Origin of the sequence: Vibrio sp. SCSIO 43136, assembly GCF_023716565.1 — a bacterium.
Taxonomy (GTDB): domain Bacteria; phylum Pseudomonadota; class Gammaproteobacteria; order Enterobacterales; family Vibrionaceae; genus Vibrio.
On sequence record NZ_CP071849.1, the window covers coordinates 794,725 to 812,582 of the forward strand.

Consider the following 17,858-nt stretch of genomic DNA (forward strand, 5'->3'; position numbering starts at 1 on the left):
TTAGATTTAAAAATAGGAAGTGCGTTCTGAAGTTGAAAGCTCCTTGATTGCATTCAGTTCCATATGATGTCAGGATTTTTTAACGTGCATGTTTTTCAATAAAAAGGATCTTTTTTGAAAGAGTTAATTGCAACCGCTAACTGCGTTATCGAATCTAAAAATGATCTCCCTTTCTCGGTATACACAGCCAAGAAGGAGCAAGTAATTTCCAACGTACCAATAGCAAAACCTTTATTGATTTTTGTCCTCAGTGGTACGAAAAAACTCGGGCAAGGTGATGGGATAACCAGTTCTTCGGGAAGCTTTGTATTTCTATCGAATAATCCAAAAATAGACATGAGGAACATTCCTAGTCAAGATGATTATTTTGCGGTGCTCATTGAGTTTGAATTTAGCGACTTTGAGTCTTTTTCCGGTTCGAGTCGCTCAAAAATTCAACATATCGAAGGTGAAATTACGCCGCTCATGCAGTATTCGTTAGACCAGTTTATGAATTTTTCTGGTTTAGCTCCTCAAGAGTTTACTCAAAACCGTAAGAAAGAAATCCTTGAAATTATCTACAAGAGTGGGCATGAAAACTTAGCCAGTTTAGCTAACGCTCCCACGTTAAGTGAGAGGATTCACTCCCTAATTATGTCGAAGCTTCAAGAAAACTGGTCAGTAGAGATGCTTTCTGAAAAGCTTTTCATGAGCTCCTCTACGCTTAGACGTCGTTTAAAGGCTGAAGGCACATCGATAACAGAGCTAAGAAATCGTGCACGTTTGGGGCAAGGATTACATTTACTGCAAACCACGACGAATAGCATCGGGGATATTGCGGAGCTTTGTGGCTTTCAATCTCAATCTCGATTCTCAGAGCAATTTAAGCTCTTATTTAACATGACACCTCGAGAACTGAGAAAAACCAAGATGGCGGATTAGAGATAATTATTGCTCGATTTGTGTGTATTTGATTCATCGCATCGTGGATATAGTAAGACCTACTTCGATTGATAAAGAGGACTTATCGTGAAAAAAGTAGCTGTTGTTCTATCTGGTTGCGGTTTTTTGGATGGTGCTGAGATTCGTGAATCAGTACTAACGCTATTAGCATTAAATATTGAGGGAATTGAGTTTGACATCTTTGCACCGGATATCGAGCAGTTTCACGTGGTTAACCACATAGAGGGAGCACCAATTGAGGGTGTATCGAGAAATGTTTTACAAGAGGCAGCTCGTATTGCTCGAGGTGATATTAGTGCACTGGATAACCTAGTGGTTGATGAATATGACGGGCTTGTTATTCCTGGCGGTTTTGGAGTGGCAAAAAACTTATCTAACTTTGCATTTGATGGCGCCGATGGTGAAGTGATTTCTAGTGTTGGCCGCACGATAGAAAGCTTTAATAGCCATAATAAACCAATCGCAGCGGTATGTATTGCACCTAGTATTGTTGCCATGATTCTTGGGGAAAAGAAGCCGAGTTTGACCATTGGTAATGATATTGGTACTGCTTCAGAACTTGAGAAAACAGGAGCCATTCATAAAGAGTGTGCGACACGAGATTGCGTGGTTGATATCAATCACCTCTTGGTCTCCACACCTGCCTACATGGATGGTTCTGCGCAATTAAAAGATGTTTTTAGCGGTATAACGAAGACGGTGCAAGCGTTTGTACATCTAGCAAAGTGATTTAATAACAGACCTCTTTGCACGTTAGTAAAGAGGTTTTTTATGTTTGATGACTTTACCCTTTTTTCCACACAAGACTCACCTTCACAATTTATTGAGGGTCAAGATACTTGGTTTCATGGTCCGACAGGCACTTATCTCACCCGATGTTACTATGAAAAACAACGTTTCCACACAGCACTTTTCCGCCAGCTTTCAATTGAACTTCCTTTAGCTATTAAACGTAGCTCTATTGTTCGACAGCGTGAATTTTTGGCAGGACGGTGTGCAGCGAAGATCGCGATAACCGCCACGAATAGTTACGCTTCTGCCTATCAAGTGTGTGGGGGGGGTGGAGATAAACGGCAGCCAGTTTTTCCTAGTGAGCTAATTGGTTCCATACCTCACTCTAAAAATGAGGCTACATGCGTGGTTCAGAGCGCAGAGCCGACGACCTCTACTGATATTATTTTAGGCATCGATGTCGAGCCCATCATCTCAGTACAAGGTTGTGATGTTATTGCAGACGAGTATCTAATCAGAGCGAGCGCATGATGACATCGTAACTAGGCTTACAGCTAAACGAATGTGCGATCATTTTGCTATCAGCTAAAGAAAGCGTGTTTAAAGCCCTATCTCCTCTAGCTCGTCAGTTGTCAGATAGCTTTCAACTTCGTCTTTGTACGCCACTATCAATTGGTCACCGTACTCTTGTGTATCTCCGAAACTTGAGAGTGGAATCCCAAGCAAAAGTATGACTAATAGTTGCTTCATTAACTCCTCCATGAGTTGGCTTGACGGTGTTAAAAATCCCATTTGAATTAGACTATCACCTTCTTATAAACCTGGCTATTCATGCCGCAAGCCAATAATTTTCAAGTTAGATGAGACGTTAATCACACTCAATGGGCATTAATTTTGTCCCATTTAGGACACATCACCCGCCAATTTGTCATACAAAAACTTGCACTAGCCCACAAAAAATTGCTGAGAAATCTATCAAGGTAAGAGCTTGGTCTCAAACGAGCCTTCTTTGGCTTATTTGTATTATTAAAATATGTATCATCGAGCTTAAGAAATAACTTGATGGGCTCACCCTTTGATAACCATGCACTATTGGGCTATCGAAAACGAGTTTGTCATACAAGGAAAATCATAGAGTTTCTAATTCTAGGTAACGGTGAAATGAAAAAAATCTATATTAAAAGTTTATTAGCATCCTCTGTACTACTGGCGGTAGGCTGTAACAGCACTCCTGGTCCTGAAGCGCAAACTTTTGCCAACAATAAAGAGACGGGTGCACCTATCTCGACACCTGTTGAAATCACTGCAAGCAGTCACGACGGTAACTCTGCAGATCGCCTTTTTGACGGCGACATCATGACTCGTTGGTCTTCAAATGGTGCGGGAGAGTACGCAACATTGGACTACGGTTCAGTACAAGAGTTTGATGCGGTTCAAGCTGCCTTTAGTAAAGGTAATGAGCGTGTCACTATGTTTGACGTTCAAGTGAGCGTTGATGGTGAAAATTGGACGACTGTGCTAGCTGACCAGCAAAGTTCAGGACGCATCATCGGTCTAGAGCGTTTTCAATTTGAACCTGCTGTTCAAGCGCGTTACGTACGTTACGTTGGTAAGGGTAACAGCAAGAACCAATGGAACTCTGTGACTGAATTTGCGGCGGTTAACTGTAATGTTAATGCGTGCCCTTCAAGCCACATTGTGACAGACGCAGTGGTTGCGGCGGAAGCGGAACTAATTGCTAAGATCAAAGCAGAAAACAAAGCTAAGAAAGAGGCAATGAAGAAACTTCGTAAGGGTGATTTCGGTGCTCCAGTCGTTCTTCCTTGTAAAACATCGGTATCGTGTGATCTTTCACAACCAATGGCTTACCCAACACTGCCTGAGACGCCAGTGGCTTCTAACGCACCGGGCCAGAATTTTGACCTAACTCGTTGGAAACTAACAACACCATTTGATCACAACGGTGATGGTCGTGCAGACGATATTAACGAATGGGACCTAGCGAATGGCTTCCAACATCCTGATATCTTCTACACTGCGGATGATGGCGGCATGGTGTTTAAATCCTACGTGAAAGGTGCACGTACGTCTAAAAACACGAAATATGCTCGTACCGAGTTGCGTACCATGCTTCGTGCTGGTGAAAAATCTCATAGCACTAAGGGTGTAAATCCAAACAACTGGGTATTTAGCTCTGCACCAATTGAAGATCAAAAAGCGGCTGGCGGCGTAGACGGTACGCTAACAGCGGAATTGAAGATTGACCATGCAACGACGACGGGTGAATCTCACGAAGTAGGCCGTTTCATTATCGGACAGATCCACGACCAAGATGATGAGCCTATCCGCCTTTACTACCGCAAACTTCCTGATCAACCAACAGGTAGTGTTTACTTTGCCCACGAAAAAACGTCTACGGGTGATGAAGACTTCTACAACCTATTGGGTGATATGACGGCAGAGATCGGTGAAGACGGTATCGCATTAGGTGAGAAGTTCGGCTACATCATTGATGTGAAGGGCAACACTATGACAGTAACACTGACTCGCGAAGGCAAGGAAGACATCGTTCAAGTTGTAGACATGAGTGATAGTGGTTACGACGAAGGTGGCCGTTACATGTACTTCAAGGCTGGTCTATATAACCAGAACTTGAATGGCGAACCAGACGATTACTCTCAAGCGACTTTCTACAAACTGACTCAAACGTTTGGCAAGTACCAAGAATAATATTCGTCACTTATAATTCCAGCCAATTAAGTGACCAAGCCTGATCCCTCGCGGATCAGGCTTTTTTATTAATTCAGTGCCTTAGTGCAGCATTCTATGTAGTGCAGATTGGCAACTGGGTCACATATCGACGGATAATTTGAGCCTTCAATGACTTATTGTCATACACGCCTGCTAAATTTAATTAGTAGGAGGTGTGCTTATGTGGATGTTAGTTGTTGGGTTGTTGCTTTGGAGCCTGGTTCACTTCATTCCTAGTTTGGCCGCAGAACAGAGGCAGCGATGGATAGATAGTAAAGGCGAGGGAAGTTATAAGGGACTATTTTCGATATTAGTTTTAGCGGCACTTGCTTTGATCATCCTCGGTTGGCGTTCAACGCTGCCTGAAGTGGTCTATTTTGCTCCCGCAACACTGAGAATGTTAGCAGGCCCTTTGATGTTAGGTGCGGTTGTATTAATGCTGGTTTCAGTGATCCCTTGTGGATTGAAACGAGTCTTGAGGCATCCTCAATTACTATCAGTTTTGCTTTGGTCATTAGCTCACCTACTCAGCAATGGGGAGGTACGTTCAATCGTATTGTTTGGCGGCTTTGCGGTTTGGTCGTTTGTACAGATCCGCCTCATCAATAAAAGGACGCCACATTGGGATCGCCCACCCGAGCGACCTATCTATACCGATATCATTGTTATTCTAATCAGTATTGGTGTTTATTACTTGGTTGCTCGCTACGCTCACTTCTACCTTTCAGGTATGCCACTGATCTAAATAAAAAAGCCAGCATATCTAAACGATATGCCGGCAAACCTTAGCGTAGCTATCGGCGGTGGTATAACTATTTGATTCTCACCAATGCAAACCCGGCAGGTTCATTACTGGTTTGAGTGTATCTGCCCATCAAGGCAAACAGATGTCCCGCTTGGCTTTCGAAGATGTATTCCACTCCTGCGTTCCAATCACTGCCATTTTCCCGTACTACCGGGTCAGGAATTGAATTTAATTGAATATGGCTGTCTTGAGTAAGCGTTCTAATCTCATAGGTTGGGTAGCCTAGTGCAATGTGTACATTGTCTCCTGACTGATAGAGTGACAAAAGATCCGGCTTTACAACGAAACCATTCTGGTCGGTAAATGATGGGATTGGTAATTGATTAGTTAAGCTCCACGGTATGGCATCAACTGGGTAATATTCACCGTTTGAGATGTATAGGTATTTGTTGTCTAGCCAAAAGGTCTTTTTGTTGTTGAGATGTGGTAGATACTCACTTTGTGGGTAGTCTTTCCAGTTGCCATTCTCTAAATCTGTCACGGATAATGACGCAGGACTGTTGTTGTGAATACTGATCAACGAGCCACCTAAAGATGAGAACTTAACATCCGCCAACCCCATATAATCAAGAGAGTCTTTCAACTCCTGAGCATAAGTCGCAAGGTTAGTTCGCTCAACTAGGTCTTGAGCGTAGCTGTCACTGAAAGCAAAAAGATCATCACGTCGAACCGCTACTTGAGCACTGTAAAGTGAGCTTGGGTAACTGGTTAGCGTTGAAGCTGCATAGTTAGTTGGGTTTAGGTCGATCACGCTAACCTGTGAGTTATGGCTGATAGCGACACGTCCCAACTTAGCTAATTGATCGACGGAAAGATCCTGTGCGTAATTCGGTAAGGCGATACTATGAGTTTGGTCTTCACTAATATCATAGATATACAGGGCGTCGGTCGGCGTGCTCGACGTCATCAGCAATACATCCAGTCCTTTGACGTACTCAACATCTAACACATTATGTTGGTAAATCTTGGTCTGATTGAGAGCTATTGCATTGTCAGTTTCTGCGGTTGGTGTTGTCACTTGGTAGGATAGAGGCACCGAGATCGGGCTTCCTTTAATCGGAAAGTTACACCATTCGTCGTAGCAGACATCGATAGAGACATTGCTATTGTAGTTACCGACTTCAAAGTTGGCAGGTAGCATCAGGTCATAATTGAGCTGATACTGATCGCCACTGCTTTGTGATAGATAAACGTGGTTTAGGTAGGCTTTCCCTGTAGACCGTTTCAGTGTGAGAAGAGATGGGTCAGTACCCTGATAGGTGACTCCGATATTTTTGATATTATCGTCTACGTTATGGGTATTTTGGGGATGTGAGAAGCTCAAATTCGCTGCTGCACTGTTTTTGGCGATTCTCTCTTCAAGTATCACATTGAGGTTTACGTCGGCAACGATAGGGGAACCGGACAAATGCTCGTTACAAGCTTGATCGTAACAGGCGGCGAAATAGACTTTAGTCGTGCTTTGTCCTTCCGCCATTTGGTAACCCGGCGGGAAATAGACGCTGATATAGCCACCTGTTTCAGTGGTGAAAATCATATCTGCGGTAACTGGGTGTTGCGAGTCCGCAACAGTAGAAATATACACAGTCCGATCGGTCTTACCGCGAGAATCAATCGGAATACGTACATCGGTTCCTGTCATCACGTTACTAGTGACAGAAAAGTTAGTTTGAGATGAATAAACACTGATCCCATTACTAGAAGAGCCGCCGTCGCTACCTCCTCCTCCACCACAACCTGCTAAAGTCGCCACGCTGAGCGCTACAATCCCTACACGCATATATACTCCAATTGTTAATTAACTAACTAATTGACTGGATTGTCTTTTTACCGTGCAGTAGTTCAATTGTTTCATAAGGTGTTTTCGACGCACTTCTCTTTTTAGCTCAACAAATTTCGAGCCATTTCATAAAAGCAAAGTACGGTAAAAGTAGGGAATGATTTTTGAAAGGTAGTAGTTAGATTGAAATATCGAGCATGCTTCCAATCATGTCATTGTTTCGTTGTACAACACTAGTGCCAACACTATTGTATTGTTTGGCTTGGTTGAGTTTTACCGCAGACTCAGTAAGAGACGCAGCTTCGCGACGTTTAGCGTCTTCGAGCTCTTTACGATCATTAATATCGCGCTGCTCTTGCGCCGATGCCACAGAATCTCCCTGTCTTTGAATTTCTTCGGTGGATTGCTGCTGAGATTCAACTTGCTGAAGCTCTTGTTCTTGCTTGGATTGGTTCTCTTCGATACGTGCAGTTTCTTGTCTTGCTCGCTCTAATTGAGATTCAAGGCGGGTTTCTTCGAGGCGGGCGGACTCAAGGCGTTCTTTTTCGAGTCGGGCTTCTTCAACACGTGCACGTTCCTGAAGTGCTTTTTGATTAAGCTCCTCAGTTGCTTGGTTAGCCATAGTTTGCGATTTCTGCAAAATTGACTGACCTGACGTGATTGAAGGGATGGCCATAGTTTTCTCCTGCGTCCTTACTACAAGATTAATATTTGTCCAGTCGATGTGCAAATAAATCGAGTAATTTTTGTACGAATGGAAGTAAACTTTGGTGGGAGAGGGACGGGAAAAACTCGTTAATCTGGACGACTAACGAGTTTCACTGTATTCAGTTTTTAAAAAGGGCTCCGATGGCTTGTAACTCTTCATCGGTCAACTCAACAGGTGAGCTTTTGGAATCGAGCTTGCCTTCGATCTCTTGCCTTAGCATCTTAAGTTGCTGTGGTGAAAGCTCGGCAACTTTTGATCTAAGCTGTTCAAATTGTTGCGTTGGCATGGTGGCTACCCCTTTAGCGCATTGCTCTAAACGTTCAACAGTCAAGTACATCTCTTACCTCGCCTGTATGTTTTGTTCTTCTCCACTATATGATTGTACAAATAAACTTTTGTTCACTTTTTGTCAGGAAAAATTTGAGCAATGCAATAAGTAGACGCAGATCACGATTTTTTATGCACTTGATGGGCAAACATTGCAGCCAATTGATGTAATTCTGGCAACATACGGTAGATTAGGTGAAGTTGTTGCAAAATGAGTTTTACGGACCCTTCATCTTCCTCACGCCATTCAGATAGACGCTGTTCAATATTAGCGTCATCTTCGATTTTTAGTTTGCAATGCTCACATTTGTGGTTCAATTCGTGATTGAGCGCTTCTAGGTGTTGGTGGATCAATCGATGGGCTTGCATGATCAATTGATGCTTGGAATCATCTTCAATCAAAGTTCGATGAGCACCAAGGGCTGAAATGTAGCTTAGCAGCGCATGGTTCAAGGTTAAGAATCGGAAACTCTCATCGACGGCAGTGCGATATTTTCCCGGCTCCACCAACATATTACTGATGGATGAACTGAGATCGGCATCTTTGTTATGTGCGTCGCGTCGCGCTATTCGGTAGGCGAGACTATCGCGCTTACCGATACGGTATTGGCCGATGATTTGCGCCAAGTAACTTTGGTTGGCCAGCACTGAGTTAGCCATTACCTTGTGCAGCTTGCTTGAGTGCCAGTCCGGCAAAATGTAAATGACGGCAAGTACTGCTAAGGCGCAGCCAATTAAGGTATCGGCTAATCTTGGCAATACCACCGCATAACCCTCACCTTGCTGATTGAAACAAAACAGTACCAACAAAGTAATAAATGCCGTTGCAAAGCCGTAGTTATTAATCCGAAATGCAAAGAATAAAATGCCAGATATGACGATAAACACCAACTGGCTTTCAGATGTTGGGAAGAAGGTAAGCAGGGGAACACCGACCAACAAACCTGCGATGGTACCAATCACCCTTGCTGTGAGTTTTTGTCGAGTTGCACTGTAGTTTGGCTGACAAACGAACAAAGTCGTCAGCAAAATCCAGTATCCATTCTCGATATTAAAGCCCTGAATGATCCCGTAACCAGCCGTTAAAGCTAAAGACATGCGAATGGCATGACGAAATAGGATGGATTCTGTGGTGAAATTGGCCCTAATACGTTGCCACATAGCACGGGGAGTATGAGCTGTCGTGTCATCCAAGATTTCGTCGTGTTCATTATGTCTTACGTCAGGGTTGCTAACATTGCTAAGTTGCTGCTCAACGGTTGCGAGGTTTTGAAACAAATAGTGAAGTTGGTTTAGAAGCGGGTTCCAATCGGCACGCTGTTGTTCTGACAAAAACTTTAAAGAATCCTGTGCGTGGCTCAGTGCAGAACCACTCTCTTTGTTGTGTTGATATTGTGTTCCTAGCATCAGTGATCGAGCGATCTCTCGACAAGCCTGCGCTTGAGTATGCATGACGTGCTTAAATCGAAACAGCACATCGCTGTGATAGAACTGAGACGCAAGATCCTGATAACGATAATGGGTTGAGCTGCTTCGTTCATGAATATCTTGAGCGATAAAGTAGATATTTAGGAAGCGATCACTAGGCCCATCAACATGACCACGACGTGAACGTGACAACAAGGTGGCTTTGGTCGCATTAAGTGACTGAACTGTAGCGGCATTTAAGTTTGCCTCACGAATGCGGTGTGGCTGTGGTACTAGGTCATTGACTGGGTGGAAAAGCTCGCTTTTGACTTCCAAATAGTTTGCAAGCTGGTTGAATAGTGTCGCCAAATTTTGCTGCACAGGTTGCAGTGGCCAAAAGATTTGCCAAATCATGGATATTAGATAGTACCAGGCACTGCCTAATAACAGCATCAATGGCTGGAACCACAAGTTTGGACTCGTGTCCGCACCGAGCATCGTATAGATGGCTATGAGCAGTGACCCGAAAGCAATACTCGCATATCTCGGACCAATGGCTCCAAGCATGATAAAAGTGAACGTGGAGACAAACAGGCCTAAAGCAAACCAAATGGGCGCATCGAATAGAAATTCGGTAGAGAAAGCCGCCAATGCGAAACAAATAAATGTCAAGACTAATGCTTTGATCCGACCCCAAAAACTATCGTCAGTTTCTGCAAGCGCAGCGGCGATAACACCGAGGATGAGGGGAATAATGGCACTGTTGGCATTAAACCACTCGCAGCCAACCACGATGCCAATAAGTGCAATAGCGATACGAACACTATAGTTGATGGTTTTATTTGCCCAATACTGGCGTAGATTAGCGATAGCAGACACGGTAACTCGAGTTAAGCTGGAAAAAGCGAATAATAGCAAGGCTATCGGTCGTTGCTCACTAAAGCAAATCAAAAAAAGTATCAAGTGACGGTTTCTTAAACGAAAATCATGCTTTAAATTGTCCTTATCATCAGGGTGTAATAAGATTTGAGCCAGTTAACTCTTGTATCCACTGGTAAATCCATGCAGCTTAGTGCCTCTCATTCTGCTCAATTCTTTATTCAAACCGAGTACAACCAAATCCGCATAGAAAATAACACCCTGACACTATCGAGTGTGGGGAGTGACGAGATCATTCCTTTTTCTGCATGGAGTGGTAAGGTGACGTTGTCACGTGGTTTAGTGTGGGGGCAATTAGGTTTCCATTCTCATGTTGAAGAAGGTCGCGAGCTTATCTGGCAAGTACAAGGTCTACCTTGGCCAGAATGCAAGGAATTTGCCTACCAAGCTCAAGCATTATTTAAACAGTGGCACCATGCGCAATGTGAAAAGCTAAATACATTGCTGCCTCAGTGGCAGGAATCGTTAGTGAGAATGCAAAAGCAGCCAGCATATCTGGCAACCTCTGAGTTAGTGCGCTGGCAGCAAAGCGTCGAGTCAGGTCTAAATGAGCTGGAAATGAGCCAGCAAGAGGCAAACCAAATGATGCCTCGCCTGATGCGTGAAGTAGAAAATTGGCTAGATAATGGGCGTGAACGTCAACAAGAGCGCAATCAAACCTGGCTTGAGAATGAGAGGGAATATTGGCAATTGCTGTTTGAGCGGTGTGAATCCAGCCCGCTTAATGTCAGTCAACAACAAGCAGTTTTGCTCAACAACGACCATAACTTAGTACTCGCTGGGGCGGGTACGGGAAAAACCAGTGTGCTCAGCGCTCGTGTTGCTTACCTTTTACAAAGCCATAAAGCCCAGCCTGAACAAATTTTGTTGGTTGCATTTGGACGCGATGCGGCTGAGGAAATGCGTCAGCGCCTTGATACTCGTCTTGGTTCGGCTGCAAGCGAGGTGTGTGTAAAAACTTTCCACTCGCTTGGGTTAGATATTATTCGCCAAGTCGATGGGCAAGGTGTCGAAATTTCACCGATTGCGACCAATGATAAAGCGAAGCAAGCCTGGTGTAGCGAGTGGCTAAAACAGCATTGGAGCGCAGGCAACAACTTTAAACGTTGGCAAAAGCATCTTTCTAAATGGCCAATTGCTTATTTAAAGGGTGATGAAGAGTTAGGCAGTCAAAGTGAAAACCCGAAATTAATTGCTTGGTTGAATGACCAGTTAGAGCAGCTTAATGCCAGCCAGCTTTCAAAAAAACAGGTGCAAGAATCTATCGTCGCTAATGAGGAGTATCCTCGTCTAAACAGTGAGCTTCAATTGGTGTGGCCATGTTATCAAGCATGGCAAACCATGTTGAAAGAGAGTGGGCATATAGATTTCCATACCATGATCAGTCGAGCGGCAAAGTATGCTCGTAATGGGAAATTTAAACCGCAGTGGCAGTTTATTATGGTCGATGAGTATCAAGATATTTCTCCCGCCCGTTTAGAGCTGCTAGATGCACTTTGTCATGGAAAATCTGCCCAGCAGCAGGCTTCACTTTTTGCCGTAGGAGACGATTGGCAGGCGATATACCGCTTTGCAGGCTCTGAGGTAAATCTAACCACAGGCTTTGAAGCTCGATTTCCTGGTGCAACGATTCATTCGTTAGATACGACGTACCGCTTTAACAATATGATTGGTGAAGTGGCTTCCAAATTTGTACTGCAAAACCCAAATCAGTTGCAAAAGGAGCTCAATAGCCACAAAACACTGAAACAAAAAAGTGTGAGTCTGATTCCCTTGTCTATACTAGAAGAGTCGCTGGCTAAGCTGAACGAAAAAGCGACGACACGGAAAGAAGTACTATTGCTCGGACGCAACCACTACCACATTCCCTCACAGTTGGACGAGTGGCAACACCAATTTAGCAATTTGTCTCTGAAGTTCATGACGTGTCATGCCAGTAAAGGCCGAGAGGCCGACGTGGTATTTATACTTAATGTAGACGAAGGACAATTTCCTGCGGTCGAGAGGCAAGCACACCTCAAAGATGCAATGCTAAGTGGTGATGACTTGTTCCCCCATGCCGAAGAACGAAGGTTGTTCTATGTTGCCCTGACTCGCGCCAAAGAAAAAGCGTTTGTCGTTTATGGGGCTCATCCATCAGGCTTTGTGGATGAATTACGCACAGGAGATTATCCAGTCATAAAAAAATAATAAGGCTAGATAATACATGAACATCGGAATTTTTGTTTACGACAACGCAGAACCAATAGACTTCTCGGGGCCGTATGAAGTTTTCGCTACTGCAAACAAGCACGCAAGTGCTTACGAAACACAATTTACACCGTACTTGATCAGCCAAAATGGCGATCCAGTGTCTGGGAGGCACGGCTTTCAAGTGTTGCCCCACCGATCTTTTTATAATCATCCACCGTTAGATGTGTTGATTATTCCCGGTGGTGTTTACTCTCAAGAACTTCGTAAACCTGAGGTGATAGAGTGGCTACAGGCTCAGGCAAAGGAAGTGAGTATTCTCGCTTCGGTAAGTAACGGCGCATTTTTGTTGGCTGCTGCAGGGCTTTTAGAAGGAAGAAGGGTGACAACACACTGGCAGCAACAAGAACAATTGGCTGTGATGTTCCCAAAACTGTCGGTGGTCAAAAACGTACGTTGGGTTGAAGACGGCGAAGTGATGACTTCAGCAGGGTCGGCGGGTATTGATATGAGTTTGCAGCTGGTCAGTCGTCTGACTCAAAACGGTTTAGCTAAGGTGACCGCACAGATCATAGATGTCACATGGCGAGATGAACATGTTGTTGCGTATTAGGATTTACGTTCACTAGCACGTAAACTGTTGGCTAAAATAATAAAAAGTAAAAAAACTCCCAGCTTGCTGGGAGTTTTTCTTTATCTGAGCGGTTATTTGCGAGCGTTTAAATAGGCTTCGTAATCTGGAATCTCGATTTCTACCTGTTCGTTAATAAGCTCTGAATGGAATAAGAAATTCGCTGTTGCTCGGTTTGTGGCCACTGGAATGTTCCAAACACTGGCAATACGCAGCAGGGCCTTAACATCTGGGTCATGCGGTACGGCGTTGAGTGGGTCCCAGAAGAAGATCAACATATCTATCTTTCCTTCTGAAATCATCGCACCGAGTTGTTGGTCGCCCCCCATTGGGCCGCTGATCATGCTGCGGATCGCTAAACCGGTTTCTTGGCTCAACATATGACCTGTTGTTCCAGTTGCGTACAGGAAGTGGCCTTGAAGCTTTTCTTTGTTTTCTTTAACCCAACGCAGTAACTCTGGCTTACAGTTGTCATGCGCTACCAGTGCAATGTGTTTGTTGGCGGGTAGTGCTCTGGTTGTTTTTTGCATCAAATGTTCCTTGTTTTAAAGCTTTCGAGCGGTATCTCCCTATCTTGCCTAGCTTTGGAGAAGTTCGTACGAAAATAGATGAAATTCGTTAACCAAGTATCACTTTGTTTTAATTTCAGTGAGTTGTACTTGATAAATTGGTCGATACTGTGAAGGCGACAATGAATTATTTAGGATCTCCTGGGGCAAATCTTGAGGCGTTAGTCCGATGATTTCTGGAGAATAACTATCTTGGTAACTTGCTTTATCATTGAGGTAATTAAACGCTTGGATAATGGATAGCTCACCTTGAAGCACCATTTGATCGGTCGGAGCGAACAACACCCGATTGCGAACTAATCCTCGGTAGACACCATGACTTAAGTAGATAGAAACCAATTCAATATTATCGTTAAGCTTGGCGCTTCGAAGTTCACTGATTGCGGCCTCTATTGCAACAGCACTACCCACGATGTATCGAACGGAAGCTTTCTCTTCTAACACTTTTTGAACCAGGTTACGCTGTAACTCCTTATCATTGTCCGCCCATAGCTCGGCAACAATACGGATATCACTACCTTGGATTGCTTGCCTAAATCCTTCAGTGACGGGTTTTGTCCCACCACGGTAACGCGGGCCGGGCAGTGAAGCAATGTGCACAATACCGCTGCCTTTCGGATGCTTATCCGCAAGGTATTTGCCTGCTTGGTAGCCCATCCAGTACCAATCGACACCTACTTTTCCTTTAATAGTGTCGCGATTGGCATCACTGATATCAAGTTGATTGACCGTGGCAAACACGGGTGTGTTGCCCACGATGTCGGAAAGGTTGTTTTGGTGAGCTGTTGGCGACACGGTGCCAAGGATGATTGCATCGGCCCCCCAGTTTTTGCAAGCGATGAGCTGTTGCTGCTGCTTTTCAATATTTGGGTACCCGCCCGATTCGAAGACTTGCAGCTGTGCACCAAGTTTGTTGGCTTGTAACACCATACCGTAATTGACCGAGAGCCAATAAGAGTCTTTTAGGTGAGGGTAGATCGCACAAAGCTTGGTATTTGCATTCGCTGGTTGGCTCAATCCAATGGCGGCAATCGAGAACAAGAATGAAAAAAAGAGGTTAAAGGTCGACGACTTGCGCATTTTGCTCTCTCAATTACCTGTATATGCAGGGAATATTGGCATCAATAGGGTATTCAATGCAAAATATACAATGTCCCCTCAAATAAAAACAGCCACAAGGTAAGGAATCTATGCTGTTCTCCACCCAAAGCATCGGCAGTAAGTTGATTTACTCGTTTGTCGCCATCACCTTATTGATGATCACGGCATCGATCATTGGTGTTGCGGGGTTCTCTTTTGTGGCACAAACTGAAAGTCGAGTAGTAAACCAAGCGATCCCATCGATGATAGAAGCGAGGCAGGTATCGGACTTAAGTTCCAAAATCATTAATACCTCCCAACATTTTTCTACCGCAGACAGTGAGCTGCAAAGCCAGCAATCGGGTACGTTACTGTTTAGTCAGCTCGATCAACTTCTTAATCATATCCGTACACTAGGTTCAGACTCTTTTGATTCTCAACTGTTGTCTGAATTAGAAAACAGTGTTCAGAACATCATAGATAATTTCGCCGAACTTGGCATGTCGGTAAATCAACGATTGGTATTAACGGCTTCTATCGAGACAACAGCCAATCTGATGGAAGATAACGCCAACGAGTTAGAAAGCTTGACTCGAACCCAAGTGTTGAATACCAGTACAGTGACAGTGGCCAATATTACGCATTTATATGAACTAGTAGATAAGGGTGACAAGTCCGAGCTCTACGACCGACTCGATAGCCTAATTGAAGTAGACCTTGACCTCGCCGAACGCCTTCATGAGCTGCATTTACTCTCATTCCGCTTGTTGGCGCAGATAGAAGAAACGAAAACAGTAACTGATTACGAACGTATTCAATCGTTGCGAGAACAATTTCGACAAACATTAATTATCATGACTCGTCGAGCCAGTGCAGTGGAAGACCCATCTAGAGCAGAGCAGATGGGGGATCTATTGCAGCGTATAGAAGCCAATAGTGTGATTTTTGAGTGGCTCGCCCAGCGTTATCAAAACAGTCAATTGACAGCCAGTATTAATGAGCGTACTCACCAAAACTTTGCAGATCTGAATCAGATTGTTAGCCAACTCATCGATGAGTCTAACCAAGGCACGGCTCAAGCAGTTGAACAGGTTTCTAAGACTTTGAATATCGCTCACTGGTCTCTGGTTTCCATCTCGGTACTGGGGCTGGCGACGGTATTTTTAATTGTTTGGCGCATCGTCTATGTGAGGGTAGTTGTCCGATTAAGCGATTATTCTACGGCCCTGCGCAAAGTGGCCAAAGGGGATTTGAACGTCGACTTAGAGGTTTCAGGCAAGGATGAAATGGCCTCAATGGGGCGGGCGATCATCAGTGCTCGTGATACGGCTAAGGCGCTACAGGTTGTCGCTCAGAAAGAGCGAGAAGCCAGTATTGAGCTTCAAGAGCACAAACAGCACCTCGAAGAAATAGTCGAAAAACGCACCGAGCAGCTTCAAAGCACCAACCAGAAACTCAATCAAGAAGTATTGGATCACGCTCAGGCTCGGATTCAAGCCGAGCAAGCGAATCGAGCTAAGTCAGCATTTCTAGCCACTATCAGCCATGAAATTCGAACCCCGATGAATGGTGTTCTTGGAACAGCGCAATTGCTCCAAGAGAGTGGACTCAACGATCAGCAAGCGCTTTACGTGCAAACCATCAACAGCAGCGGCAGTCAGTTACTATCGATTATTAACGATGTGCTAGATTACTCAAAAATCGAAGCAGGGCACTTAAACATTGCCAACGAGCCTTTTGATATCAATAAGCTGGTGGAAGAGTGTACCCAACTCTATAGCTCTAAGGCACAGGAAAAAAATATTGCTTTGTACTCGTTGGTGGAAACTGATGTATCACCCGTCAGAGTTGGAGACCGGACACGAGTTGGGCAAATTCTAAATAACTTAGTTGGTAATGCGATCAAGTTTACCCAGCAAGGCGAAGTTGATCTTTATGTCTGCAATAGCAAAGATATTGGTGGGCTACCAGCGCTTCGGTTTGAAATTCGAGATACAGGGGTTGGCATCGCTGAAAATGAACAAAGTAATCTATTCGATGCATTCACTCAGGCCAGTTCCAATCATGTGGCAGCTGGTGGCACGGGTCTTGGGTTAGCAATTTGTAAGCGCTTAAGCGAGGCAATGGGCGGCGTGATAGGCGTTAGCTCTGATATTGATGAAGGCAGCTTGTTTTGGTTTGAGCTTCCACTGGTGGTCGGTGAAGAAATTGTCACGACCGACTACCGAGTCCAAGATACCCCAGCTTCTCGAATACTTTTGGTGGAAGATAACCCAGTGAACTGCTTAGTTGCTGAGGGTTTTTTGGCAAACTTAGGCCATGATGTTTGTACGGTCGTCGATGGTAAGCAAGCTATAGAAGCGTTTAAGAATCAGCTATTTGATATCGCGCTGTTAGACATCAATTTGCCCGATATTAATGGTGTAGAGTTGCTTAAGTGTTTGAGAGAGCTACCAAATGGTAACCAAACACCCATGGTCGCAGTGTCTGCGCATGTTTTTACTGAAGAGGTGAACAGCTACCTTGCTGCCGGCTTTAACGGATTTTTAGCTAAACCTATCGAACAGTACCAGTTGGCGAATGTGCTTGCAGAGCAATTGACCCCAACCATTAAGGCTTGTCAGATTGGTATTGATCAAACGCCTTTAGTTACCAATGAGGTTCTGGAGGTCAATAAGTTGTGTTCTGACCAACAAATGCTAGGGGAAGCTAAAGTTGCGGAGCTAGTCGAGCTCTTTAAGCATAGTGCTTTGAGCTGTGTGGTCGACCTAGAGCAGGCGGCAGCTGAAGATAATGAACGAAGAGTTAAAGAGCTTGCTCATAAGCTAAAGGGATCAGCGGCGAGCATGAGGTTGGTGTCTTTGCAAAAGATTTGCCTTGAAATAGAAAAATCCCCTCAGCCAAAAGAAGCGTTTATAGCCAAACACCAAACCGTCGTGTCGGCGGTGGACGAAGGGATAAAGGCATTGAAGGCATTTGTAGGTGAGATCGAGTGA

15 protein-coding genes are annotated in these 17,858 nt (G+C 44.4%); 8 read left to right on the forward strand and 7 right to left on the reverse strand.

Annotated elements, in window-relative coordinates; genetic code table 11:
- Positions 1-114 precede the first annotated feature (114 nt).
- The 3 genes from J4N39_RS18415 (at position 115) to J4N39_RS18425 (ending at position 2,205) form a co-directional block, all read left to right on the forward strand.
- Positions 115-921 carry a helix-turn-helix transcriptional regulator gene (locus J4N39_RS18415; RefSeq protein ID WP_252026649.1) on the forward strand — a complete coding sequence of 269 codons (807 nt, stop codon included), beginning with the start codon at positions 115-117 and terminating at the stop codon, positions 919-921.
- A gap of 87 nt (positions 922-1,008) precedes the next feature.
- The gene (gene elbB / locus J4N39_RS18420) at positions 1,009-1,671 is read left to right on the forward strand and encodes an isoprenoid biosynthesis glyoxalase ElbB (RefSeq protein ID WP_252026651.1); all 663 of its coding nucleotides are present in this window, start codon (positions 1,009-1,011) and stop codon (positions 1,669-1,671) included.
- A 42-nt stretch (positions 1,672-1,713) separates the two neighbouring features.
- On the forward strand, positions 1,714-2,205 hold the full coding sequence (locus tag J4N39_RS18425; RefSeq protein ID WP_252026653.1) for a hypothetical protein: 492 nt from the start codon (positions 1,714-1,716) through the stop codon (positions 2,203-2,205).
- Between the two features lie 69 nt (positions 2,206-2,274).
- Here J4N39_RS18425 and J4N39_RS18430 read toward each other — a convergent pair whose 3' ends face one another.
- Positions 2,275-2,424 carry a hypothetical protein gene (locus tag J4N39_RS18430; RefSeq protein ID WP_252026655.1) on the reverse strand — a complete coding sequence of 50 codons (150 nt, stop codon included), beginning with the start codon at positions 2,422-2,424 and terminating at the stop codon, positions 2,275-2,277.
- A 411-nt stretch (positions 2,425-2,835) separates the two neighbouring features.
- Here J4N39_RS18430 and J4N39_RS18435 point away from each other — a divergent pair, with 411 nt between their 5' ends.
- Both J4N39_RS18435 and J4N39_RS18440 read left to right on the forward strand, forming a co-directional pair.
- On the forward strand, positions 2,836-4,404 hold the full coding sequence (locus tag J4N39_RS18435; RefSeq protein WP_252026657.1) for a polysaccharide lyase family 7 protein: 1,569 nt from the start codon (positions 2,836-2,838) through the stop codon (positions 4,402-4,404).
- Positions 4,405-4,606: 202 nt separating this feature from the next.
- The gene (locus J4N39_RS18440; protein WP_252026659.1) at positions 4,607-5,170 is read left to right on the forward strand and encodes an NnrU family protein; all 564 of its coding nucleotides are present in this window, start codon (positions 4,607-4,609) and stop codon (positions 5,168-5,170) included.
- A 67-nt stretch (positions 5,171-5,237) separates the two neighbouring features.
- Here the strand turns inward: J4N39_RS18440 and J4N39_RS18445 are convergent, their stop codons facing one another.
- From J4N39_RS18445 to yccS, 4 genes are all read right to left on the reverse strand, one after another.
- Positions 5,238-7,010, reverse strand: a complete 1,773-nt coding sequence (locus J4N39_RS18445; protein ID WP_252026661.1) for a hypothetical protein — start codon at positions 7,008-7,010, stop codon at positions 5,238-5,240.
- A 178-nt stretch (positions 7,011-7,188) separates the two neighbouring features.
- On the reverse strand, positions 7,189-7,686 hold the full coding sequence (locus tag J4N39_RS18450; protein WP_252026663.1) for a hypothetical protein: 498 nt from the start codon (positions 7,684-7,686) through the stop codon (positions 7,189-7,191).
- Positions 7,687-7,837: 151 nt separating this feature from the next.
- Complete coding sequence (locus J4N39_RS18455; protein ID WP_252026955.1) at positions 7,838-8,056, reverse strand: hypothetical protein; 219 nt, start codon at positions 8,054-8,056, stop codon at positions 7,838-7,840.
- A gap of 110 nt (positions 8,057-8,166) precedes the next feature.
- Positions 8,167-10,332, reverse strand: a complete 2,166-nt coding sequence (gene yccS / locus J4N39_RS18460) for a YccS family putative transporter (RefSeq protein ID WP_252026665.1) — start codon at positions 10,330-10,332, stop codon at positions 8,167-8,169.
- 183 nt (positions 10,333-10,515) lie between these two features.
- Between yccS and helD the strand changes: the two genes are divergently transcribed.
- Positions 10,516-12,582 (forward strand): DNA helicase IV, encoded by a 2,067-nt coding sequence (helD, locus tag J4N39_RS18465; RefSeq protein ID WP_252026948.1) that lies wholly within the window; start codon positions 10,516-10,518, stop codon positions 12,580-12,582.
- Positions 12,583-12,598: 16 nt separating this feature from the next.
- Positions 12,599-13,195: a DJ-1/PfpI family protein gene (locus J4N39_RS18470; RefSeq protein WP_252026667.1), complete on the forward strand. Its 597-nt coding sequence runs from the start codon at positions 12,599-12,601 to the stop codon at positions 13,193-13,195.
- 92 nt (positions 13,196-13,287) lie between these two features.
- Here J4N39_RS18470 and J4N39_RS18475 read toward each other — a convergent pair whose 3' ends face one another.
- Both J4N39_RS18475 and torT read right to left on the reverse strand, forming a co-directional pair.
- Entirely contained in the window at positions 13,288-13,743 is a 456-nt protein-coding gene (locus J4N39_RS18475; protein ID WP_252026669.1) for a methylglyoxal synthase, read from the reverse strand.
- Positions 13,744-13,842: 99 nt separating this feature from the next.
- Complete coding sequence (gene torT, locus J4N39_RS18480) at positions 13,843-14,862, reverse strand: TMAO reductase system periplasmic protein TorT (protein WP_252026671.1); 1,020 nt, start codon at positions 14,860-14,862, stop codon at positions 13,843-13,845.
- Positions 14,863-14,972: 110 nt separating this feature from the next.
- On the opposite strand from torT, the gene torS reads away from it, so the two are divergent.
- Complete coding sequence (gene torS, locus J4N39_RS18485; RefSeq protein WP_252026675.1) at positions 14,973-17,858, forward strand: TMAO reductase system sensor histidine kinase/response regulator TorS; 2,886 nt, start codon at positions 14,973-14,975, stop codon at positions 17,856-17,858.

Excerpts from the sequence above, each read along its gene's own strand:
- J4N39_RS18440 (WP_252026659.1), top strand. The coding sequence starts at position 4,607 with ATGTGGATGTTAGTTGTTGGGTTGTTGCTTTGGAGCCTGGTTCACTTC.
- J4N39_RS18475 (WP_252026669.1), bottom strand. The coding sequence starts at position 13,743 with ATGCAAAAAACAACCAGAGCACTACCCGCCAACAAACACATTGCACTG.
- J4N39_RS18450 (WP_252026663.1), bottom strand. The coding sequence starts at position 7,686 with ATGGCCATCCCTTCAATCACGTCAGGTCAGTCAATTTTGCAGAAATCG.
- J4N39_RS18435 (WP_252026657.1), top strand. The coding sequence starts at position 2,836 with ATGAAAAAAATCTATATTAAAAGTTTATTAGCATCCTCTGTACTACTG.
- helD (WP_252026948.1), top strand. The coding sequence starts at position 10,516 with ATGCAGCTTAGTGCCTCTCATTCTGCTCAATTCTTTATTCAAACCGAG.
- torT (WP_252026671.1), bottom strand. The coding sequence starts at position 14,862 with ATGCGCAAGTCGTCGACCTTTAACCTCTTTTTTTCATTCTTGTTCTCG.
- J4N39_RS18430 (WP_252026655.1), bottom strand. The coding sequence starts at position 2,424 with ATGAAGCAACTATTAGTCATACTTTTGCTTGGGATTCCACTCTCAAGT.
- torS (WP_252026675.1), top strand. The coding sequence starts at position 14,973 with ATGCTGTTCTCCACCCAAAGCATCGGCAGTAAGTTGATTTACTCGTTT.
- J4N39_RS18455 (WP_252026955.1), bottom strand. The coding sequence starts at position 8,056 with ATGTACTTGACTGTTGAACGTTTAGAGCAATGCGCTAAAGGGGTAGCC.
- J4N39_RS18470 (WP_252026667.1), top strand. The coding sequence starts at position 12,599 with ATGAACATCGGAATTTTTGTTTACGACAACGCAGAACCAATAGACTTC.
- J4N39_RS18425 (WP_252026653.1), top strand. The coding sequence starts at position 1,714 with ATGTTTGATGACTTTACCCTTTTTTCCACACAAGACTCACCTTCACAA.
- J4N39_RS18445 (WP_252026661.1), bottom strand. The coding sequence starts at position 7,010 with ATGCGTGTAGGGATTGTAGCGCTCAGCGTGGCGACTTTAGCAGGTTGT.